20 protein-coding genes are annotated in these 22,392 nt (G+C 67.5%); 6 read left to right on the top strand and 14 right to left on the bottom strand.

The annotated features are described in order from the left end of the window. The first annotated feature begins 175 nt into the window (after positions 1 to 175). The 3 genes from CMO28_RS19545 to CMO28_RS19535 all read left to right on the top strand — a co-directional run bounded on the left by CMO28_RS19545 (position 176) and on the right by CMO28_RS19535 (position 3,143). Entirely contained in the window at positions 176 to 1,750 is a 1,575-nt protein-coding gene (locus CMO28_RS19545; protein WP_296715962.1) for a D-alanyl-D-alanine carboxypeptidase, read from the top strand. A gap of 184 nt (positions 1,751 to 1,934) precedes the next feature. Beyond that, positions 1,935 to 2,090, top strand: a complete 156-nt coding sequence (locus tag CMO28_RS19540) for a hypothetical protein (RefSeq protein ID WP_014744102.1) — start codon at positions 1,935 to 1,937, stop codon at positions 2,088 to 2,090. A 33-nt stretch (positions 2,091 to 2,123) separates the two neighbouring features. Next, complete coding sequence (locus tag CMO28_RS19535; RefSeq protein WP_296715961.1) at positions 2,124 to 3,143, top strand: PfkB family carbohydrate kinase; 1,020 nt, start codon at positions 2,124 to 2,126, stop codon at positions 3,141 to 3,143. On the opposite strand, the gene CMO28_RS19530 is transcribed toward CMO28_RS19535, so the two are convergent. Then, entirely contained in the window at positions 3,144 to 4,568 is a 1,425-nt protein-coding gene (locus tag CMO28_RS19530; protein WP_296715960.1) for a methyl-accepting chemotaxis protein, read from the bottom strand. 292 nt (positions 4,569 to 4,860) lie between these two features. Between CMO28_RS19530 and CMO28_RS19525 the strand changes: the two genes are divergently transcribed. Further along, a complete protein-coding gene (locus tag CMO28_RS19525; RefSeq protein ID WP_014744099.1) occupies positions 4,861 to 5,541 on the top strand; it encodes a TerC family protein in 681 nt (226 codons plus the stop codon). Positions 5,542 to 5,629: 88 nt separating this feature from the next. On the opposite strand, the gene pgmG is transcribed toward CMO28_RS19525, so the two are convergent. The 13 genes from pgmG to CMO28_RS19460 all read right to left on the bottom strand — a co-directional run bounded on the left by pgmG (position 5,630) and on the right by CMO28_RS19460 (position 19,396). Continuing rightward, the gene (pgmG, locus tag CMO28_RS19520) at positions 5,630 to 7,039 is read right to left on the bottom strand and encodes a phosphoglucomutase/phosphomannomutase PgmG (protein ID WP_296715959.1); all 1,410 of its coding nucleotides are present in this window, start codon (positions 7,037 to 7,039) and stop codon (positions 5,630 to 5,632) included. A 65-nt stretch (positions 7,040 to 7,104) separates the two neighbouring features. Continuing rightward, a complete protein-coding gene (locus CMO28_RS19515; protein ID WP_296715958.1) occupies positions 7,105 to 8,424 on the bottom strand; it encodes a UDP-glucose dehydrogenase family protein in 1,320 nt (439 codons plus the stop codon). 101 nt (positions 8,425 to 8,525) lie between these two features. Then, on the bottom strand, positions 8,526 to 9,425 hold the full coding sequence (galU, locus tag CMO28_RS19510) for a UTP--glucose-1-phosphate uridylyltransferase GalU (protein ID WP_296715957.1): 900 nt from the start codon (positions 9,423 to 9,425) through the stop codon (positions 8,526 to 8,528). 349 nt (positions 9,426 to 9,774) lie between these two features. Then, complete coding sequence (locus CMO28_RS19505; protein WP_296715956.1) at positions 9,775 to 10,566, bottom strand: hypothetical protein; 792 nt, start codon at positions 10,564 to 10,566, stop codon at positions 9,775 to 9,777. A gap of 16 nt (positions 10,567 to 10,582) precedes the next feature. Next, the gene (locus CMO28_RS19500) at positions 10,583 to 11,326 is read right to left on the bottom strand and encodes a VWA domain-containing protein (protein ID WP_296715955.1); all 744 of its coding nucleotides are present in this window, start codon (positions 11,324 to 11,326) and stop codon (positions 10,583 to 10,585) included. Positions 11,327 to 11,420: 94 nt separating this feature from the next. Beyond that, the gene (locus tag CMO28_RS19495; protein ID WP_296715954.1) at positions 11,421 to 12,257 is read right to left on the bottom strand and encodes a division plane positioning ATPase MipZ; all 837 of its coding nucleotides are present in this window, start codon (positions 12,255 to 12,257) and stop codon (positions 11,421 to 11,423) included. An 859-nt stretch (positions 12,258 to 13,116) separates the two neighbouring features. Continuing rightward, positions 13,117 to 13,872 (bottom strand): Phenylacetic acid catabolic protein, encoded by a 756-nt coding sequence (locus CMO28_RS19490; protein ID WP_062770262.1) that lies wholly within the window; start codon positions 13,870 to 13,872, stop codon positions 13,117 to 13,119. 94 nt (positions 13,873 to 13,966) lie between these two features. Further along, positions 13,967 to 14,407: a PaaI family thioesterase gene (locus CMO28_RS19485; protein WP_296715953.1), complete on the bottom strand. Its 441-nt coding sequence runs from the start codon at positions 14,405 to 14,407 to the stop codon at positions 13,967 to 13,969. Between the two features lie 40 nt (positions 14,408 to 14,447). Further along, positions 14,448 to 15,674: a radical SAM protein gene (locus CMO28_RS19480; protein WP_296715952.1), complete on the bottom strand. Its 1,227-nt coding sequence runs from the start codon at positions 15,672 to 15,674 to the stop codon at positions 14,448 to 14,450. Positions 15,675 to 16,141: 467 nt separating this feature from the next. After that, the gene (locus tag CMO28_RS19475; RefSeq protein WP_296715951.1) at positions 16,142 to 17,581 is read right to left on the bottom strand and encodes an amidase; all 1,440 of its coding nucleotides are present in this window, start codon (positions 17,579 to 17,581) and stop codon (positions 16,142 to 16,144) included. A gap of 47 nt (positions 17,582 to 17,628) precedes the next feature. After that, positions 17,629 to 18,015, bottom strand: a complete 387-nt coding sequence (locus CMO28_RS19470; RefSeq protein ID WP_296715950.1) for an OsmC family protein — start codon at positions 18,013 to 18,015, stop codon at positions 17,629 to 17,631. A gap of 121 nt (positions 18,016 to 18,136) precedes the next feature. Further along, entirely contained in the window at positions 18,137 to 18,928 is a 792-nt protein-coding gene (locus CMO28_RS19465; protein WP_296715949.1) for an aldolase, read from the bottom strand. 36 nt (positions 18,929 to 18,964) lie between these two features. Then, positions 18,965 to 19,396: a SufE family protein gene (locus tag CMO28_RS19460; protein ID WP_296715948.1), complete on the bottom strand. Its 432-nt coding sequence runs from the start codon at positions 19,394 to 19,396 to the stop codon at positions 18,965 to 18,967. 201 nt (positions 19,397 to 19,597) lie between these two features. On the opposite strand from CMO28_RS19460, the gene katG reads away from it, so the two are divergent. Together katG and CMO28_RS19450 are read left to right on the top strand one after the other, a co-directional pair. After that, positions 19,598 to 21,751, top strand: a complete 2,154-nt coding sequence (gene katG / locus CMO28_RS19455) for a catalase/peroxidase HPI (RefSeq protein ID WP_296715982.1) — start codon at positions 19,598 to 19,600, stop codon at positions 21,749 to 21,751. Between the two features lie 344 nt (positions 21,752 to 22,095). Beyond that, a partial coding sequence (locus CMO28_RS19450) for a transposase (RefSeq protein ID WP_296715947.1) occupies positions 22,096 to 22,392 on the top strand: 297 nt, incomplete at its 3' end.

Raw genomic sequence — 22,392 nt, 5'->3', positions numbered from 1 at the left:
GGATGTTCCACCATTTGCGTGAAACCTGCGGTCGTGCCTTCGTGCAGACCGGCCGGCCCACGGGAGGCCGGGAGGTCTGCCCCAGGGGACAAGGTCGGGATCCGGGACGCGGAGATCAATGGTTCCAGCCCGGCCGGGATGCACGGTCCGGGCGAAAACGACGGGGACGGACGCTATGACATTCGGTCGCAACAGCCGGCTGCGGATTGCCCTGCCCGACGGATGCGCCCGGCCTGGCGCCGCCGCCCGCGGGTTCGCAGCCCTGCCCGCACGCACGCTCGTCCGGCTGATGATGGTGCTGCTGGTGGCGCTGATCGCCGGCACCGGCTTCGCCCGCACGGCTGCCGCCGGCTATGCCGCATTGATCGTGGAGGCCGAAACCGGCCGCGTGCTCTATGCGAAGAATGCCGACGTGCGCAACTACCCGGCGTCGCTCACCAAGATGATGACGCTGTACATGACCTTCGAGGCGCTGAAGGCAAAGCGGCTGACCATGGATCAGGCGCTGCCGGTTTCGGCCCGTGCCGCCGGCATGGCGCCCACCAAGCTGGGCCTGCGCGCCGGGCAGACCATCAGGGTCGAAGATGCGATCTACGGCCTGATCACCAAATCGGCCAATGACGCGGCCGTGGTGCTGGCCGAGGCGTTGGGCGGCAGTGAAATCGCCTTCGCGCGGATGATGACCGCCAAGGCCCGCAAGCTGGGCATGGACAAGACCACCTTCCAGAACGCCAACGGCCTGCCCAACCGGCATCAGTTCTCCACCGCCCGCGACATGGCGACGCTGGCCGTGCATCTGATGAACGACTTCCCGCGGGAATACGCGATGTTCTCGACCAGGTCGTACAGCTACAAGGGCCAGGCCCTGCGCAACCACAACCGGATGCTCAGCTCCTACACCGGCACCGACGGGATCAAGACCGGCTACACCCGCGCTTCGGGCTTCAACATCGTGGTCTCGGCGGTGCGCGATGATCACCGGCTGATCGGCGTGATCTTCGGCGGCTCCAGCGCCGCCTCCCGCGATCAGGCGGTGGCCGGGCTGCTGGACAAGGCCTTCGTCCGCCTGGCCGCGGAAAGCCCGGCCGAGCGTCAGCGCGCCATCGCCCAGGCCCGGGCCCGTGGCGAGTTGCAGATCGCGAAGCTGGAGCGTGACCTCGACGATATCGGCGGAGCCTCGGTCAAGGTCGCCTCGATCAGCGATGCCCAGGTGAAGGCGGCCGAGCGCGAGATGACCGGCGAGGCCGCGATCGCCGCCGTCGATGAGGACGATGCCGAATTCGGCAATGATGCCGCCCCCCAGGCGACCGTCCAGACCGCGGCGCTCGAAGTCCCAGCGGCGGCCCCGGTTGCCGCAGCGCCGGTCGCAGCAGCTCCGGTTACGGCGGTGGCCGCAGCTCCCGCACCGCAGCCGGTCGCCCAGGGCGACACCCAGTATGCCGCCATCGCCCCCAAGCCGCGGGTCTTCGACACCCAGGGCCGCTGGGGCATCCAGTTCGGCGCCTTCGGCCGGGTCGATGCCGCCCAGGGGCTGGTGACCCGCGCCCAGGATCTGCTGCCGGCCGATCTGCGGGGCGGCGCCCAGACCGCGGTGGAGCCGCACGCGATCGGCGGCCGCTATATCTACCGCGCCCGCATGATGGGTTTCGAGGGCGAGCGCCCGGCTCGCCAGGCCTGCGCCCTGCTCGACAAGCGCGGCATCGCCTGCATCCTGGTGCCGCCGATCACGGCGCTGTCCGCCGCCGGCTGATCCGTCTGCATCGCGATATCAAAAGGCGCCCGGCTTCCGGCCGGGCGCCTTTTTTGTAGAGCATGCACGGCGGGGCGAGGGATGGCTCCCGCCCCTTGACCGGCGCTGCGGCCGACGCCACCCTTGACCCTCCCTTCACGCAAACCGGTTCCCCGGGGCGCCGGCCGACAGGATGCACACCCGCATGAAAACCTATCTGATCGTCATGGCCCCGGTGCTGCTCGGCATCCTGTTGCTCGGGCTTTCGGTGGGCGCGGTCGACTGGTTGTCAGTGGTTGTGGTGGTGGCGATCATGACCGTGCTCTTCGCCTTCACCATGTGGTACAGGCCCCGACGCTGACATCCGATCACTGACCTGCGGGGCCCCCCGACCATGAACACCCCCTCCGCGACGCCGAGAGCCCCACGACCGGATGGGCGCGTGCTGGTCTTCGGCTCGGTCAATCAGGATCTGGTGCTCGCCTGCCGGCATCTGCCGACGGCGGGAGAGACGGTCGCCGCCCGCGACCCGCTGCATCTGCCGGGCGGCAAGGGCGGCAACCAGGCCTTCGCCGCCGCCCGTGCCGGTGCCCGCGTCTCTCTGATTGCCGCGGTCGGCGACGATGCAGCGGCCGATATTGCCCTGAGCGGCCTAGCCGCCGCCGGTTGCGACATTTCGGGCGTGATCCGCACCCACCGCCCCACGGGCCTCGCAATCGTCGCCGTGGGGCCGCGCCGGGCGGGAGATGATCGCACCGACAACCAGATCATCGTCTCCCCGGGCGCCAATGACGATCTGGACGATGCGGCGGTGGCCGATGCGCTGCTCGCAAACGCCGTGCTGGTCACCCAGAACGAAACGCCCGCGGCCAGCATCGGCCGCCTGCACGCCCGGGCGGCGGCATCGGGGACCGTGGTCGTCCACAATGCCGCCCCGGCCCGCGGGGCGGATGAACTGCCGCTGGCACCGATAACCCATCTGGTGGTCAACGAAACCGAATGGGCGGCCTTCGCCGGTGCGACGCTTGATCCCGACGCGCCCGATGCGACCCTGGCCGCCGCCATCCGGTCCGGCCGCAGCGCCGCCGGGCTGCGGCCGGATCAGCTGGTGGTGATGACGCTGGGGGCCGCCGGTGCGCTGGTCGCAGACGCCGCCGGCCTGATCCGCCAGCCATCGGCCCCGGTTCCCGTTGTGGACAGCACCGGGGCCGGCGATGCCTTCGTCGGCGCCTATGCCGCCGCCCTCGCCCGTGGCGCGGAAGCAGCCCGGGCCCTGGCCGAGGGGGTGTCGGCCGGCGGGCTCGCCTGTGCCGCCCTGGGCGCGCGCGCCGCCACCCCCGATGCCGCAGCGATCCGCAGGGCGGCGGCGGCCCTGCCGGCCGCACGCCGCATCCCACTCGCCCCGATCAGCTGATCATTCCGCCCGATAGGCCAGGCGGATCGCCCCCCAATGGCGGCCACGAACCGTGACCGGCACCGCCAGATCCTTCATCAGCGCAAACTGCCCGCCGCCCATGTCGCGACGATAGGTCTGCAGCAGAAAGCGTTTGGTGCTGCGTGCGGCGCGCAACCCCGTGCGGTCGTCGAACTTGCGGCGATTGCGGGCATTGGCCGCGTTCCAGATCGGATCGCGGCCCTGGGGCTTCGAGAACTTCGCGTTGTGGGTGGGCAGGTAGCCGTTGCGGTCCACAGCGGCACAGAACACGATCCCGGGATCGATCGTCAGAACCGGCTCTTGGATCCCGGGCAGAACCCGGTCGCACAGCTCGGTGAAGCGGGTGGTATACTGCACCGGATCCGATCCCTGGATCGGCCGATAGCTTTCGTCGAACAGGCCGGACATGTCGATCCGCCCGGCCGCAAGCGCCGCCTCGAAGGCTTCAGCCGCCTGTGCGGCCGCCCGGGTTGCGGCCGCGATGAACGGCGTGTCGACCGTCTCCGCCCCGGCCCCGGCCGTCAGCTCGATCAGGTTCTCGGACAGATCGAGCAGTTCCACCAGGCGCGCATCCGCCTCGTCGAGGCGGGTACGCGACTGGGCAACGCCGGTGTTCAGCTCCCGCATTTCGGCGCTGACCTGGTTACAGACCGTGGTGTTGGAGGCGGCCTGGCCGGCAATCCGCCCGACCTCGCCGCCGATCATGCCCACGGCATCGGCCAGCCCGTCGATGACGCCGCCGATCCGCCCGGTCCCCTCGCGCACATGCTCCGCCTTGCCCAGTGTCCGGCCGCTGGCATCGACCAGGGCCCGAACCTCCAGGCCCAGCTCGCCCAGGGTCTGGGAGATCTGGGCGGTGGCTTCCTGTGTGGATCGGGCAAGGCTTTTGACCTCTCCGGCCACGACGGCGAAGCCCCGGCCGGCCTCTCCCGCCCGCGCCGCCTCGATCGTGGCATTGAGCGCAAGCAGGTTGGTCTGTTTGGCGATGCCGTCGATCTGGCTCGAGACCTTGCCCACCCGGTCCAGCGCCTGGGCAAGCACATCCAGCCGGCGGGCGATATCGGCCACGCTGCCGGTCAGCTCGCGGATCTCGTCCAGCGTCTGTGCCGCTTCGGCGCGAGAGCTTGCGGCCTGCCGGGCCGCTTCTGCCGCCCGCTCGTCGGCGGTCCGGGCCGACTGGTCGATCGCCCGGTTGTCTTCGGCCATGCGGTCGACCAGGCCGGTCAGCCCGCCCAGACCGTCAGACTGGCCACGCAGGGCGCGGGCAACCTCGTCCACCTTGCCGACGATGTCGGCAATCCGCACCCCCAGCCCTCCGGCCCGGTCGGCCAGCCGGGCGATCGTATCGCTCATCGACAGGCCGTCACCATGGGCAGAGTGATCCTTCATGGTCATTGCGGTCATCTATCCTCCCCAGGATTCGGCGCCCCCATACGGCTTGATGCGCTTTGCACGCATTCTTTCCGACATGATGTCGCAACTATACCGTTCGTGCCAGTCTGCCGCTCCGGATGGCACGGGCTCCGGGACCAAGGTCGGGGGTGACAAGAGGCGCCGGGCTGCGGGGCGGGGGCTTGTGAAGGCGGTTGGGCAGGCATAGAACAAGGGGCGCGCCCCCTGCACCCGAGGGACGCCCGTCTCCCGCGGTCCCCTCCCCCCCTCTCATCATCCGGGCCGCTGCACGAAGGTTGGGATCTTGCCCGAATTCCTCGTCTCCGCCGACGGCCTCGGCGCGCTTCTGACCGTCATCATGATCGACGTCGTGATGTCGGGCGACAATGCGGTGATCATCGGCATGGCCGCAGCCGGCCTGCCGGCAGCCCTTCGCCGCAAGGCGATCATCTACGGCATCCTGGCGGCCACGGTTCTGCGCATCACCTTCGCCGCCGTGACCGTCGAACTGCTCGAAATCATCGGCCTGACGCTGGCCGGCGGCATTCTGCTGCTCTGGGTCGCCTGGAAAATGTGGCAGGAACTGCGCCAGGCCCGCAAGGCCGCAGCCGCCGAGGCGGCGGCCGCGGCATCCGCCCCAGGCAGTGCCCCTGCCGACGGCGTCGACGAACTGCCTGAAGAAAAGGCGGCGGCGCCCAAGACCATGCGTCAGGCACTGACTGCCATCATCATCGCCGACGTGTCGATGTCGCTCGACAACGTGCTGGCGGTGGCCGGCGCCGCGCGTCATCACATGGAGGTGCTGATCATCGGTCTGGTGCTGTCGATCGCGCTGATGGGCCTGGCGGCGAACTATGTGGCCAAGCTGCTGGAACGCCATCACTGGCTGGCCTATGTCGGTCTCGCCATCATCAGCTATGTGGCGCTCGACATGATCTGGCGCGGCAGCAACGAGGTGATGCACGCGGCCGGCGCCGGCTTCTGACCGCCGCCCTCCCCGCCGCCGACGCAAAGAAAAGGGCCGCCCCCAACCGGGAGCGGCCCTTTCCATGTCGGATCAGGCGGCGGATGAATCAGGCGGCGAGGGCCGCCGGCACCTCGACGCCGGTCGCCGTCAGCACCCGGGCCAGTTCGCCCTTCAGCACCGCCAGCCGGGCGTCATCGGCCGCCTCTGCACGGGCCACCAGCACCGCCTGGGTGTTGGAGGCGCGCAGCAGCCACCAGCCACCATCGACCTTCACCCGCACGCCGTCGGTCCGGTCGACCTGGGCGCCCTCGGCCGCCAGCGTCGCTGCAATATCGGCGACCACCTGGAACTTGCGGTCGTCGGCGCAGGGGATGCGGATCTCGGGCGTGTTGACCATGTCGGGCAGGCCGTCGCGGATGGCGGTGATGCTCTCGCCCGTGGTCGCCAGCTGGTCCAGCAGGCGGACGGCGGCATAGAGCGCGTCGTCATAGCCGTAATAGCCGTCGGCGAAGAAGACATGGCCGCTCATCTCGCCGGCGAGCGGGCTTGCCGTCTCCTTCATCTTGGTCTTGATCAGCGAATGGCCGGTCTTCCACATCACCGGCGTGCCGCCCAGGCGGGCGATCTCGTCGAACAGCGCCTGGCTCGCCTTCACATCGGCGATGATGGTGGCGCCGGGGATGCGGTCGATGATCGGGCGGGCCAGGATCATCAGCAGCTGATCACCCCAGAGGATCCGCCCCTTGCCGTCGACCACGCCGATGCGGTCGCCGTCGCCGTCGAAGGCGATGCCCAGATCCGCACCTTCCTCGGCGACCCTGGCGATCAGGTCGACCAGGGTGTGCGGCTCGGTCGGGTCGGGGTGATGGTTGGGGAAGGTGCCGTCGATATCGGCATAGAGCAGCACATGGCGGCCGGGAAGGTTGCGCGCCACCATGGTCAGCGCCTCACCCGCCGCACCATTGCCGGCATCCCAGACCACCACGGGTTCGCGGGCGACGGTCTTGAACAGCCCCTCCGTCAGCCGGGCGACATAAGCCGACAGCACGTCGGGCGCGTCGTTGTCGGCCCCCGTCGACGGCGCCGGCAGAAGCTCGCCTTCGGCGGCGATGCGGCCCATCTCGCGGATGTCCTCGCCGAAGAAGGGCTTGCCGAGCATGACCATCTTGAAGCCGTTCTGGTCCGGCGGGTTGTGCGAGCCGGTGACCATGATGCCGCCGTCCACACCGCGGGTCTGGGCGGCGTAATAGAGCATCGGGGTGGGACCAAGGCCCACGCGGATCACATCGACGCCGCCTTCGGTCAGCCCGCGCACCAGCGCCGCTTCCAGATCGGGCGAGCTCACCCGGCCATCGCGACCGACGGCGGCGGACGCGCCGCCGCGGGCCTTCAGCATATAGGCGAAGACCCGCCCGATGGCATAGGCGTCCTCGGTCCCCAGGGTCTCGCCGATGATGCCGCGGATGTCGTATTCGCGCAGCACGGTCGGATGGAAGCGGTGGACGAGCTTGGTCACGAACGGCCTCTCAGGGTCGGTTTTGAAGAACGGCTCGGGGGTAGAGAATGGCAGCGGCCACCGGTTCAGCCAAGCCCCGCGGCCGGGCGGCCGATCGAGCTGTAGGCGAAGCCGCGGGCGGCCATCTCTTCCGGCTTGTAGACGTTGCGCAGATCGACCATGACCGGGGTCTTCATCGCCGCCTTCACCCGATCAAGGTCGAGCGCCCGGAACTGGTTCCACTCGGTGACGAGCACCGCGACATCGGCGCCGGTGACGGCATCATAGGCATCCTCGGCCCAGACCACACGGTCGAGCAGGCGGCGGGCCTCGGCCATGCCTTCGGGATCATAGGCCCGGACGGTGGCGCCGGCGCGGATCAGCGCCGGTACGATGTCCAGGCTCGGCGCCTCGCGCATGTCGTCGGTGTTGGGCTTGAAGGTCAGGCCCAGCACGCCCACGGTCTTGCCGGCAAGGCTGCCACCGGCGGCGGCGATCACCCGGTCGGCCATGCGGCGCTTGCGGGCTTCGTTGGAGGCCACGACCTGCTCCACCAGCGAGAGCGGCGCGTTGTATTCCTGAGCCGACGAGACCAGGGCGCGGGTGTCCTTGGGGAAGCAGGATCCGCCGAAGCCCGGGCCGGCATGCAGGAATTTGCGACCGATGCGACCGTCCAGGCCGATGCCGCGGGCGATGTCCTGCACGTCGGCGCCAACCTTCTCGCACAGATCCGCCACTTCGTTGATGAAGGTGATCTTGGTGGCGAGGAAGGCGTTGGCGGCATATTTGATCAGCTCGGCGCTCTCGATCGTGGTGTGGACGATCGGCGTCTCCGCCAGGAAGAGCGGCCGGTAGAGTTCGGTCATCAACTCGCGCGCCTGCGCGGTTTCGGTACCGACCACCACGCGATCGGGGCGCATGAAGTCTTCGATCGCCGAGCCTTCCCGCAGGAATTCAGGGTTCGAGGCAACGTCGAAGGGAAGATCCGGGCGGGTTTCGGCCAGAAGCGCCTTCACCTTGGCACCGGTGCCGACCGGCACGGTGGACTTGGTGACCACCAGCCGGTAGCCGTCGGCGGCCATCGCCACCTGGCGCACGGCCTCGAAGACATAGCTGAGGTCGGCATGGCCGTCGCCGCGGCGGCTGGGCGTGCCGACCGCGATGAACACGACCTCGGCATCGCGCACGGCCTGGGCCAGATCGGTGGTGAAACCCAGATGGCCCGAGCGCACATTGCGGGCGACCAGATCGTCGAGGCCGGGCTCGTAAATCGGGATCTCGCCGCCGAGCAGCCGCTCGATCTTCGACCGGTCATTGTCGACACAGACGACCGAATGGCCGAATTCGGAGAAGCAGGTGCCCGACACAAGGCCGACATAGCCCGTGCCGATCATCGCGACGCGCATGGAAGCCAATTCCTTTGCCAGTGAGCGCGAACGGCGCGCAAAGCCCCCGATCCTGCCCCTTGAAGGACAGGATCGCGGGCCCTGCGCGCCGAACTATAGCCTTACTGGGCGGCGTCGCGGTAGGTCGAAAGGCGCTCGGCCAGGAAGTCCTTCACCTGGTCGCGCAGATCGACGCGGGCCAGCGAGAAGGCGATATTCGCCTGGATGAAGCCGGCCTTGTCGCCGCAATCGAAGCGCTCGCCATCGAAGCGCACCGCATGGAAGGGGTGGCTTTCGACCATGGCGCGGATCGCGTCGGTCAGCTGGATCTCGCCGCCCGAACCGCGCTCGTGGCGGCCCAGATGATCGAAGATCTCGGGCTGCAGGATGTAGCGGCCGATCACTGCGGTGCGCGAGGGCGCCTCGTCGGATTTCGGCTTCTCGACCATGCCGCGGGCGGTGACCAGGCGGCCATCATCCTCAGCGATGTCGATGATGCCGTAGCGCGAGGTGTGTTCAGGGGCGACATCCATCGCGGCCACGACATTGCCGCCCTTCTGCTCGTAGACCTCGACCATCTGGCTGAGGCACGGGCGGTCGGCAAGGACCAGGTCGTCGGCCAGCAGCACGGCGAAGGGCTCGTTACCGACCAGATGGCGGGCGCACCACACGGCATGGCCCAGGCCCATCGGCTCCTGCTGACGGGTATAGGACACGTTGCCGGCCTTCGGCAGCCAGCGGCGCAGCTGGGTCAGCTGGTCGTGCTTGCCGCGCTCCTGCAGCGTCCATTCCAGCTCGAACGACTGGTCGAAATGGTCTTCGATGGCGGTCTTGTTCCGGCCGGTGACGAAGATCAGCTCTTCGATGCCGGCGGCACGCGCCTCTTCCACGGCGTACTGGATCAGCGGCTTGTCGACGACCGGCAGCATTTCCTTGGGCATGGCCTTGGTGGCGGGAAGGAAACGCGTGCCCAGGCCACCGACGGGGAAGACGGCTTTGCGAACGGGCTTGGTGTTGCTCATGGACCTAATCGCTGGATCGAATTCTTGAGGCGTTCTTCGGAACGATCGTCCGACCGGTCACGTGTCATTCGATATCGCGGCCCATGCTGCCCACATGGTCCGCAGCGGATGCACGGCACTTCCTCGCCTCGGGCAGGCGTGCCGTCGATCCGCCGATCGACCCTACATATATTGCATCGCAACAGAACACGATGCGACGCCTATTTTGACCTGCCCCCAATTTGTCACCAGAGGCGGTCTCATGGCATCGATGGTCACATGTCTGACCGACGAACGGCACAATTTATAGCCTTGAACGGCCGCAGACGCAAATCGGACCCCTTTGACCGAAGGGGCGACCGCATTCGGATCACGCGCGTGAACGGGCGCCCAGAAGGCGATCGCGGGCCGCATTTACCCGCGCTGCAAGAGCTGCACTGCCCCCATGATCGGGGTGCACCCGGGCCATCATCCGCCGCCACGCGGCGGTGATCTCGGCGGCCCCGACACCGGCCTCCACCCCCAGGATGGCGCGCGCCTCGGCCTCGGACATCTCGTCCGCACCGGCGGGATCCGTTCCGGCACCGCCGCTGCCCGCAGACGGGTCGGACCAGCCCGGCCCATAGGTCCGCTCCCCCCAGTTTTCCAGCAGGCGGGCGCCGTCCGGATCCTCCACCCGCAACCGCCGCAGCAGCGCGATCAGCGTCTCGACGCTCAGCTCCTCAAGGCCCTGCCCGCGCTCCGGTCCGTCCAGGACCACGCCCGACATGGCGCCGGTATCTGTGTCCAGCGTCATGCGCAGGCTGCGGGTCTCGATCGTGCGCGGGCGGCTGCGGGCCGTGCCGGCCGTCCCGAGCCCCGCCCCGCCGAGCCCCGCCCCACCCTGGGGCCGGGCCCGGCGAAACAGGTGCCAGACGGGCACAAGCCCGAGGGCCGTGCGCGCCAGCCGCATCACCACCGGCAGGGCCGCCGCCGCCACGGCGGCAACGGCCGGCCATTTGCCGGTCACGGCAAGCAGAACGGCAGCAACCGCCGCCAGCACCACCAGCCCCCACAGGCCGATACGCTTCAGCACGGCCCGATCCACCCGCCCCAGACGTCCGCCCAGGGTCAGCACGGCAATCAGGCTGACGAAACCGGCAAGCAGGGCCCAGATCACCACCTCACCCCCATAACGCTCACCTCTCGCCCATGCGCCCGATCAGCAGGCTGAGCGCCTTGGGATCGGCCCGGCCGGGCCGATCCAGGGCCGCTGGCCCCCGGGTTGCGACCGCAGCGACGGCGCCCAGCAGGGCCCGCAGCCGGTCGGGGGCGGCGGGATCGAAGGGCAGCAGGGCCCCGCCGGTGATCCGGGCGATCCGTCCGAAGGCTGCGGCGACCTCGGGATGAGCCCCTTCCTGAAACATGAAGGCCCGCACCCCCAGCATGGCCAGATCCGCCGCCCCCGCCTCCAGCGGCGCCATCGGTTCCTCCAGCGCATCGCCGACGAAGATCAGCCCGTGGACCGGGGCGGCCCGTGCCTCGGCCACGGCATGGGACAGGACGCGGGCCAGCTGGGTCCGCCCGGCCCGGCAGTCGATCCGCGACATCACGCGCGCCAGGGCCAGGGCATCGCCGGCCCAGCGGCTGGCGCGGCATTCGTCGAACCCACGGTAATAGACCAGCTGGACCGCAAGCCCGCCATCGCCGGCCACGCGGAACATCTCCCCCTGCAGCCCCTGGGCAAGATCCCAGCCGGGCTGCCGGCTCTGAGTCGCGTCCATCGCCAGGATCAGGCGCGCGGCGGCCCCACCATGGGTTGTCGGTCGGGGGGCGGCCGGCCGGGCCGGCACGCTTCGGCGCGCCTCGGCCAGAAAGCCCTCGACCTCGGCAGAGCTGGCCGGCGGGCGCGCGGGGCGGCCGGGGCGAAGGTCACGGGTCATGCCGGTCTCCCACAGGTCAGACGGCGCATGAAGCGGATCTTCACACACTCGTTTCCTACATGGGGGTTTGCGGCGTGGTGGAAAGGGGGGCCGCTCAGAGGATCAGATCGCGGCCGTCCAGCATCGGCAGGCGCAGGGCCTCGATCAGGCCGCGCACCTCGTGCCGGGCGGCGATATGCGACATCGACAGCGAGATGTTCGCATCCACGTCGCGCAGGTCGAGCATGGTGAGCCCGCGCAGGAACAGCTCGCGATAGATCACCCGATCGCCGAACCCCGGCGCGACGCGGAAGCCCACCCGCCGCGACAGCTGCTCCACCACCCGGCTCATATCGCGCTGGTTGCGGCTTTCGGTCGACGACAGGCGGTTGCGCATCACCACCCAGTCGATGGTGCCGCGATCGCGAATCGCCCGGGTCTTCTTCTCGTTCCAGACCATCTCGGCATAGACGCTGGGGCCCAGCACCTTCAGCGTCTCGGGATCGACGCGGGCCAGCACGTCCAGATCGATGAAGCTGTCGTTGATCGGGGTGATCAGCGTGTCGGCGAAGGAATGGGCCAGGCGGGCGAGAAAATGGTCACTGCCGGGGCTGTCGATGATGACGACGTCGTTGTCGCGGGCAAGCCGTGCAAGCGCGCCCACGAAGGCCTCGCGCTCATCCGCCTCCATCTCCGCCCGGCTCGGCTTGTCGGAGCGCGGGATGACCGCGCTTTCCGGCACCGGCATCCAGGCCTGCTGTTCGCGGGCAAAGGCGGCACGGTTCTCGATATAGCGGCTGATGGTGCGCTGACGGCTGTCGATATCGATCACGCCGACCTTCTGGCCAAGCTTCATCAGCCCCACCGCCAGATGCATCGCCGTGGTCGACTTGCCCGAGCCACCCTTCTCGTTGCCCAGCACGATGATATGCGCAGGGATCTGACCGCCCATGCCTCGCTTCCCCTCAGCCCGCGCGAACCCGGTCCTTCCGGCCGCCTCCGCCCCGTCCGGACGTCATCATGACCTGAAACGCCCCGCCCCAGAAGAGGCCGCCGCACGATAGCCGGGTGAGACGGCGGGTCAAGCACCCGTTGCCCGGGGGCCTCAGGAAAATCCCTGGCGGGACAGAGGAATATGCCCGTCCCGGCGCCTGGAACCGACGGTAAAGGACGCCGGAAAAAGAAACGGCCGGCGGATCCTGAGATCCGGCCGGCCGTAAAGTCGACAGTGTGGAGAGGTAACCGAAGAGCCTAAGCAGAAGATGGATGAAGAGGCACCAAAACTTCGAGAGGCGATCCGGGTTGAGGGTCGAGCGGAAAGCACTCACCCCCGCTTCAAGCACTCCGTCCGTGCCCTCAACCCGGCCAGTCCTGCCTTTCGGAAGGACATTCAGTCTCGTGAAGCCGTCCCTTCGAGGTGATTAGACCAATTTTACTTCCATCGGTCAAATCTTTTTTTCGCCCTCTTGGTTTCGATACCAGTTCGTCTTCATAAGACCAGCAGGCGACACATCGAATACTGATGACGCGCTGTGCATCACCAGGATCCGACCGGGGCGCTCCCCGCCCCGTCACCTGCGTCCACAGGATTATTAGCAATGCCCGTGCCAAACCTCCCAAGCCGCGGAATCGCAGGGGTTTGGAGGCCACATGCCGCCCCTCGCTCAGCTGTCGGCCGGGTTTCTGCACATTTTTAAGGCGGCATCCCCGTATCCGGGGATGCAGCGCCCATTGATTGTGCAATGCACCCTCGCAACAGCGAAGGGGCGCCGCCCTCGCAGGCGACGCCCCTTCCGATGCAGACGGACGGATCAGAGGAACTTGCGGCCCCGGGTCCAGTCGTCCGGCACGTCGAGGCCCAGTTCACGCAGCTGCGGCACGATATGGGCGCAGTAGCGCTGGCGGGCTTCCTCGTTGGTGTACTTGCGCAGGCCCCACTTCACGTAGAGCTTCGAGCGCTCGCTCTCGGAGCGGCCGAAAAGGTCGAGCATGGTCGACCACCACACCCCCTCCAGTTCGGCCTGCACCAGGGCGCGACCTTCGGGCGTGGCGCAGAACTGCTTCACGATGCGGCGGCCCTGGGCGACGTGGTTGTACTCGTCCATGACGATCGAGACGCACATGTCGGCGATCGGCTTGTACGAGGACTGGGCCATTTCCTCGATCATCGCGAGCACGGCGCCCTCGCCGATCATCGAGAACAGGCCACGCTGCACCCAGTTGTCGATCTTGCGCACCGCATCGGTGCGGTAGTGCTGCCGCTCCTGGAAGTGCTGATCCATCATGTAGTAGACGTCGATGCCCAGATCCTTGAGCACCTCGGCACCGCGGATGAAGTGGTCGACCTCTTCGGCGGCGCGCTCGCAGCACATCTTGCGCTCATACGGATCCGGCGCCATCGGATAGAGCAGCTGGGTGTAGTCGTCGGCGCCGGTCAGCTCGCCCTCGGTATGGGCGCGAAGCTGATGGATGACCAGATCCTGGTATTCCTTGGGCATCTTGTAGAACTGCTCGGGCCCCTCGACGACCAGGGGGGCTTCGGCGGCGCTCGCAACGGACTCGTTCATGTCCTGTCTCCGGATTTGCCTGTGATTGAAAACATGGCCACAGTAATCCCCTGAGGCCGATTGGCTGGCGGTGCATGGCCGCCGGCTCGTTGGATCAGATCCGGGCGACCAGCCCTGTGGCGGTCGCACCGATCCGGCCCTGATCATCGACGACCGTCACCTCGACCGTGAACAGGTCGCCCTGCCGGCCGACCACCCGCCCCCGTCCCTCGAAAGGGCCGGGCCCGAGTGGTTCCGCCAGCTTGATGGCGCTTTCGAGCGTGGCGCATCGCGCCCCGCCGGCCGCCAGAATGGCGGGCACGGCCAGGGCGCAATCGGCCAGCCCCATGATCATGACCACGTTGATCACCGCCCCCGCCGGCCCCTGCTCGACATGCTCGGGGCCCGGATCCGCCACCCGCGCGACCACTGCCCCATCGGGGCCTGCGGTCACACGGATGCCGGAATGGACCAGCACATCGAGCGCGTTCAGGCGGCCGAGCACGGCATCCAGGGTTCCCCCCTCCGGACCCGTGGCCAGATCTGCAGCCGTCATACCCTCCCCTCCCTGCAAGGTGCGTCCCGCAGGATGGCGATCAGTGTCCGACACCCTGGAACTGAGCAGAGACGGGGACCGCCGGTGCATGCGGCACACGCGCCGGCACATCACCGTTGTCCTCGACCTCTTCCATCGGCCCGGCCCGCTCCGCCTTCATCGCCTGATGGGCGGCGGCATAGGGGTTGAAGGGCGTCCAGATGAACTGATTCCAGTAGCCCTCGGCAATGCCGATCCAGGTCTCCAGCATCTCGCGGCTGTCCAGGAAGCGGTCCATGCTGACCATCAGCCAGGAATTCACCGCCTGGCTGTCGCGGCAGCCGTCGCAATGGCCCGAGGTGCAGCAGAACTTCACCGTCTTCAGGTCCGCCGCCCAGGTGTTGAAGAAGGGCAGCACCGGGTTGCCGTTCTCCAGCCGTTCGGCGTGATCCGGATGATCGATGCTGATCGACGGGCAGACGTCGTAACCGAAATCGGCGCCCCAATGGGTCCGGCCGGTGATCATCGCCTCGATGTAGTAGGGATGGCTCAGCACCACATCCGGATAGAGCGCCTTGACCCTCAGCGCCTCGGCCAGCAGGGCATCCTGATGGGCCTGGGCAGTGGGATCGTCGGTGCCGTATTTGCTGTAGAAGTTGAACGACAGACGGTTGCCGTTCGCCGCGATGCGCCGGACGGTCTCCTCGATGTATTCGATGCCGTCCTCGGTCAGCGCATAGACGAAGTTCGCCCGCGGATCCTGGTGGTAGTTCTCGAGCACCGTCTCGAACAGCCCGGTGAACTGCCGGCCGCTCGGCTTGATCGCGCGCAGCTCGTCGTCGAGCTTGCCGCCGCCGAACAGGGTCAGCATCACGTTCACGTCTTCGAACCCGTCCCAGGGCAGACGCCTGAGACCGTTCGACGAGACCGTCACATAGCGCAGGTGCTTCACGAACAGCCGCAGACGATCCGGGAACAGCGTCGGCTCACCGCCGATGACCAGCGCGGCGTTCACCCGCCGACGCTTCGTCTCATCGATGAGGAAACTCTCCAGCGTCGCCAGATCCTTGACCTCGCGGGTCGCGGTGTCGTGGCCGTATTCGAAGAACCAGCAGCCCTTGCAGCGGATATTGCAGGCATTGGTCAGATGGTATTCGGTGACCCTGACGTTCCGGGCATGGGTCAGGATGCGGTTGAGGCGGGCCCCGAGGACGGGGTCGTCCGCCGTCAGTGCCTGGACGCGCGCCACACGCTCACGCGACCGGGCCTTTCGCAGCTCGGATTTCATCGTCGTCCCCCTTATCTCCGCCGTCGCCGGCAATGGCCGTGCCGGCCGTACCGATGCAGCGGTTCATGTCGCCCCGATCAAAAAGGGTCGGGTGGCCCCGCGCGGGTTGGGTCCGGTATCGGCCCGCTGTCGCTTTCATTGAGGGCGTCTACATCCCTGGCGTGTATTAGAGCAACTTCCAGGATGTATTCTCAACACAAAAAGCGATCGGATTTCGCATCATGAACGCAGAAGGGGAGTTGTATCCACGCACAGGCCACACCGTTTCGCATCGCGCAACCCAGCCATTCTGGAAATCCAGCGCGGGAAATACTCTATAACCCTTTGTTTTTCATATAAAAAAGACGAGGCGCCGCATGCTGGGGCGGGCCTCGTCCGACAGTCCACTACATGGACTTTCTACATGCCTATGAATTCAATTATCACGCATAGGCATGACAATCGATCGCCTGCTAACGCATGCGTCTTCAAGCCGGAATCCGAGGATCCACGGGCACTTCCCGCACGGGTGTGAGCACCGTTTCCATCCAGGCGGCATGGGTCAGCAATGCTGCCTCATCCGCCGGCCGGCCGACAAGTTGCAGACCGAAGGGCAGATCGCCAGCCATGCGCCCCGCCGGCAGCGACATCGCCGGCGTGCCGGTCAACGTGATCGCGAAGGTCAGCGCCAGCCACGAGACATAGGTCTCGAACCGATGGCCCTCGATTTCCTCCAGCGCCCGGATGGTGTGCGGGAAGGGCGGGGTCAGCACGGTCGGCGTCAGCACCAGATCGACGCGGGAAAGTTCGTCGATCAGATCCAGCGTCATCTTCGCCCGCGCCCGCTCGGCCCGGCCGAGGGTTGCGGCATCCAGCCCCAGCCCGTGTTCGATGTTCCAGACCAGATCCGGCTTCAGCCGGTCGCGATGGGCCTGCAGCATATCCTCGTGCAGGGTGGCCATCAGCCCGGCGCGCAGGGCCTTGAAGGCGCTCTCGGCCTCGGCGAAGCTGGTCTCCAGCGGCACGATCTCGACGCCTTCGGCCGCCAGACGGTCGACGGCGCGGCCGAAGGCGGCGCGCACGTCCGCCGCCACCGGCACGATCCCCAGATCCACCGAAACCGCCACCCGCCGCGGCTTGCGCGGCGCGGTCGCCGCCGCTTCGAACAACCCCGCCTCCGCCTCGCGTGACAGGGGATCGCGCGGATGAAGGCCGGCCATGGCATCGAGCATCAGCCCCAGATCGGCCACGTCGCGCGCCATCGGCCCCTCGACCGACAGCGTCGAGAAGGGCGAGACCGAGGGGCCGTGGGGCACGCGGCCCGGGGTTGGGCGCAGACCCACAACGCCGGTAAAAGCGGCAGGAATGCGCAGCGAGCCGCCCAGATCCGACCCCTGCGCCAGCCAGGCCGTGCCGCTGGCCAGCGCCACCGCCGAGCCGCCCGACGAGCCGCCGGGGGTCAGGCTGGTGTTCCACGGATTGGTGGTGGTGCCGAAGACCTCGTTGAAGGTCTGGGCGCCGGCGCCGAATTCGGGCGTGTTGGTCTTGGCGTAGATGATGCCGCCACGCTCTTCCAGCCGGGCGGCGACATTGTCGGACCGGGCCGGCACATTGTCGGCGAAGAGCGGCGAGCCATAGGTGGTGCGGATGCCGGCGGTCGCGGTCAGGTCCTTGATCGCCACCGGCAGACCGTGCAGCCGGCCGGGCTGGCGGCGGCGGTCGGTCGTCGGCATCCAGTGCCGGGCGGCGGCGCGGGCCTGATCGAAGGCGCGGGTGACCACGGCATTGACGGCACCATCCACCGCCTCGACCCGTCGCTCCAGCGCATCCAGCAGGTCGTTCGGGGTCACCTCGCCGCGCGCCAGCCGCGCGACCAGATCGCGGGCGGTCGCCCTGATCAGCTCGTCCATGGGGATTTCCTCGGGCATCGGTTGCAGATCCCGGCCTCTGGCGGGCCGGGTATCGGGCTTGTCAGTCAAGACAGGCTGGTCGAGATCGCAAGGCCGGATTTGAGCGTCAGCGTCACCGGCGTGCGCTCGGCGATGTCGGCCAGGCGCGCGCGCTGATCATCGTCGAGCGGGCCATCCAGCGTCAGCACCCGCTCGATCCGGCCGGTGCCGTTCTCGACCAGATAATGCAGCGCGACCTTCGCCTCGCCGAGCGGCCACTGTTTTCGCTCGGCATACATCTTAAGCGTGATCGCGGTGCAGGCGCCCAGGCTCGCCAGCAGCAGGTCATAGGGCGCCGGGCCGGCATCAGCGCCGCCCAGTTTCTGCGGTTCGTCGGCGACGAGTTGATGATTGCCGGTCCGGATCGAGACGGCATAGCGTGCGGCACCGATTGCCGCCTCTGCTCTGGCCATGGGTCGGGGTCTCCTGCACGTCGGTCGGTGCCCCCATCAGACCCCCACATGCGCCCGGCTGCAAGCCGGACGGAGGGCGCGCGCCGGCGCCCCTCCCCCGGGTGCCTCCGGTGGGTCCGGCTCAACCGGCGTAGTCGGGCTCGCTCTGCGCCAGGATCCGCTTCACGCTTTCCAGATGCAGCCGGGCGCTTTCGGCATCCTCGCTGCGCATCTGGGCGGCGGTCATGGCCGCCACATCCGCCGGCACCGGGATCAGCGGCCGTCCGGTCTGCAGCGCCCGGATCTGCACCTCGGCGGCACGTTCCAGATAATAGAGATCGTCCCAGGCCTCGGCGATCGAGGGGGCGGTGACCATCACGCCATGGCTGCGCATGAACAGGATGTCGGCATCGCCCATCGCCGCGGCGATCCGGTCGCCTTCGGCCGCATCCAGCGCCAGGCCGTTATAGACCGGGTCGACCGCGGTCCGGCCGAGGAATTTGAGCGCGGTCTGCCCGGCATGAGAGAGCGGCTCGCCCTCGATCATGGTCAGGGCCGTGGCATTGGGCATATGGGTGTGGAAGGCGGCCCGCGCGCCGGGCTTCTTCATGTGCAGCCGGGCATGAATATAGAACGCCGTCGCCTCGGGCCGGCCCTCGCCCTCGATCACATTGCCGTGGAAATCGCAGACCAGCAGGCTGGACGCGGTCACCTCGGCGAAGGCCAGACCATAGGGGTTGACCAGGAACAGATCGTCCCGCCCCGGGACCAGCGCCGAGAAATGGTTGCAGATCCCTTCGGCGAAGCCCAGACGCGCAGCCATGCGCAGGCTGGCGGCCAGATCGATACGCGCCTGGGCCAGCGCCGCCCGGTCGATGGAGGAATTGCGCAGCACCGCGGGTGCTTCGCCGGTGGCGGTCAGTTCATGGGCCATGATCGGGCAGCACTCCGCAAAGGGGCTTGGCGGGTATCAGGACGAGGCCTTCATGGCCTGGGCAGCGGTGTCCGAGATCCGCTGCACCATGGCATAGAAGCCGTTGCGGCGGTTGGGGCTCAGATGCCGGTCCAGGCCGATGCGATTGAAGATGTCGTTGATGTCGGTGGCGATGATCCGGTCGGCGGTCTCGCCGGAATAGGCGGTCATCAGCACCGCGATCAGCCCCCGGACGATCTGGCTGTCGCTGTCGGCGCGATAGCGGATCACCGGCGGATTGCCCGGCTCCACCTCGCTCAACAGCCAGACCTGGCTCATACAGCCTTCGACCTTGCTCTCGGGCGTGCGTTCCGCCTCGGGCAGATCCGGCAGTTTGCGGCCCAGATCGATCAGATAGGCGTAGCGCTCTTCCCAGTCGTCGAACAGGGAGAAGTTCTCGATCAGCTCTTCCGTCGCGGCATTGGCCATGGGGCACAGGTCTCCGGACCGGTCTCGGGTGAGGTGCGGTGGGCAACATATCGAGCCGGGCGGGAGAAGCGCAAGACAGCGGTCGCCCCTGTCACGAATTCGGCTCGAACATCTCCCCCCCGACGCCATATCCATCTTCATCTTCTTCATCAACAAGACCAGCCCGACAGCGGAGCCCGGCAGGAGGACGACGTGAACGAGATGAACCCCCAGGGCGGCAAATGCCCCGTCATGCATGGTGGCAACACCACCGCCGACAGCTCGGTAACGGCCTGGTGGCCGAAATCGCTGAAGCTGGAGATCCTGTCCCAGCATGACAGCAAGACCAACCCGCTCGGCCGCGGCTACAGCTATCGCGCGGCGCTGAAGACGCTCGATTTCGAGGCGCTGAAGCAGGATATGCGGGCGCTGATGACCGACAGCCAGCCCTGGTGGCCAGCCGATTGGGGCCATTACGGCGGGCTGATGATCCGCCTGTCCTGGCATGCCGCCGGCAGCTATCGCATCTCCGACGGCCGCGGCGGTGGCGGCACCGGCAATCAGCGCTTCGCGCCGCTGAACAGCTGGCCGGACAATGTCAGCCTCGACAAGGCGCGGCGCCTGCTCTGGCCGATCAAGAAGAAATACGGCAACAGGGTCAGTTGGGCCGATCTGATCGTGCTGGCCGGCACCATCGCCTACGAGACCATGGGGCTCAAGACCTTCGGCTTCGCCTTCGGCCGCGAGGACATCTGGCATCCGGAACTCGATGTCTATTGGGGCCCCGAGACCACCTGGCTCGGGCGGGAGCGTTATGCGAGCGATGCCGAAACCTCGCTGGAAAACCCGCTCGCCGCGGTGCAGATGGGGCTGATCTATGTGAACCCGGAAGGTGTCGCCGGCCAGCCCGACCCGCTGAAGACCGCCCAGGCGATCCGCGAGACCTTCGCCCGCATGGCGATGAACGACGAGGAGACCGTGGCGCTGACCGCCGGCGGCCATACCGTCGGCAAGACCCACGGCAATGGCGATGCCGGCCTGCTCGGCCCCGAGCCCGAGGGCGCGCCGGTCGAGGCGCAGGGCCTGGGCTGGGCCAACCCCACCGGCCGCGGCATGGGCCGCGACACGATCACCAGCGGCATCGAGGGCGCCTGGACCACCCATCCGACCCGCTGGGACAACGGCTATTTCCACATGCTGTTCAACCACGACTGGGAGCTGCGCAAGAGCCCGGCCGGCGCCTGGCAGTGGGAGCCGGTCGAGATCCGCGAGGAGGACAAGCCGGTCGATGTCGAGGACCCCTCGATCCGCTGCATGCCGATCATGACCGATGCCGACATGGCGATGATCAAAGACCCGGCCTATCGCGCGATTTCCGAGAAGTTCCACGCCGATCAGGCGTATTTCTCCGAGGTCTTCGCCCGCGCCTGGTTCAAGCTCACCCATCGCGACATGGGCCCCAAAATCCGCTATGTCGGCCCCGACGTGCCGGCGGAAGACCTGATCTGGCAGGACCCGGTGCCGGCCGGCCCGACCGGTTGGGATGTCGACGCGGTGAAGGCGAAGATCGCCGCCGCCGGGCTTTCGGTCGCAGACATGGTCAGCACCGCCTGGGACAGCGCCCGCACCTATCGCGGCTCCGACATGCGCGGCGGCGCCAATGGCGCGCGCATCCGGCTTGCCCCGCAGAAGGATTGGGAGGGCAACGAGCCGGCCCGCCTCGCCCGGGTGCTGAGCGTGCTGGGCCCGATCGCGGCGGAAAGCGGCGCCAGCCTCGCCGATGTCATCGTGCTCGCCGGCAATCTCGGCATCGAACAGGCGGCCAAGGCGGCCGGGTTCGACATCACCGTCCCCTTCCACCCCGGCCGCGGCGACGCCACCGACGAGATGACCGACGCCGACAGCTTCGCCCCGCTGGAGCCGATCCACGACGGCTACCGCAACTGGCTGAAGGCCGACTACGCCGTCAGCCCGGCCGAGCTGATGCTCGACCGCACCCAGCTCATGGGCCTGACCGCCCCTGAAATGACCGTGCTGGTCGGCGGCCTGCGCGTGCTCGGCACCAATCACGGCGGCACGAAACACGGCGTCTTCACCAGCCGCGAGGGCGTGCTCTCCACCGACTTCTTCGTCACCCTGACCGACATGTCCCTGACCTGGACGCCTGCCGGCGGCGGCCTCTACGACCTCCGCGACCGCGCCACCGGCACCACCAGATGGACCGCTACCGAACTGGACCTGACCTTCGGCTCAAACTCGATCCTGCGGGCCTATGCGGAACTCTATGCGCAGGACGACGCGCAGGAAAAATTCGTCACGGATTTCGTGGCGGCCTGGGGGAAGGTGATGGACGCGGATCGGTTTGATCTGGTGTGAAGTATAGATGACGTGGCTGCAGGACTTTCCTGCAGCCATTCTCTTTTCATGATTAAATATAAAATTAAATTATCACCATTTTCATGTATTTTTATTACACCTATTCCATAAAATGAAAGTAGCAAAAATCATGGAATGTCCATGAACAGAGCTTGCCACCGTTAAACCGTAGTCTTGGCCGTAGCGTGTTGTCGACATGATGGCCACCGTCCCGAACCCATTGGCCCCCATCAACACGATATCGACATGCCAAGCATGTTTCTTAGAGCCCGTCCGGAATGTTATTGAATCCGGTGAATCTGTTGTGATTCGATGCCGCCCCAAAGGAAATGGGAGCGGACAGAATGTGGACGACGGAAACCCGCCGTGTTTATGAGCGGCCGGGGTTGAGATATCCGAGCGACCTGACGGATGAAGAATGGGCGCTGGTCGAACCGCTGATCCCGCCCGCGAAGCGCGGCGGTCGACAGCGCACGGTCGATGTCCGCGAAGTTCTCAACGGTGTGTTCTATGTGCTGATGACCGGCTGCCAATGGCGGGCCCTGCCCAAGGATCTGCCGCCGCGGAGCACGGTGCATGAATATCTGGGTCTGTGGGAATGGGATGGCACGCTGGCGCGGATCCACCATGCCCTGTTCGTG

The organism is Tistrella sp. (genome assembly GCF_002684955.1).
Taxonomy (GTDB): Bacteria; Pseudomonadota; Alphaproteobacteria; order Tistrellales; family Tistrellaceae; genus Tistrella; species Tistrella mobilis.
Note: the sequence above shows the minus strand (reverse complement) of the source record. Positions and strands in the feature narration are given on the sequence as shown.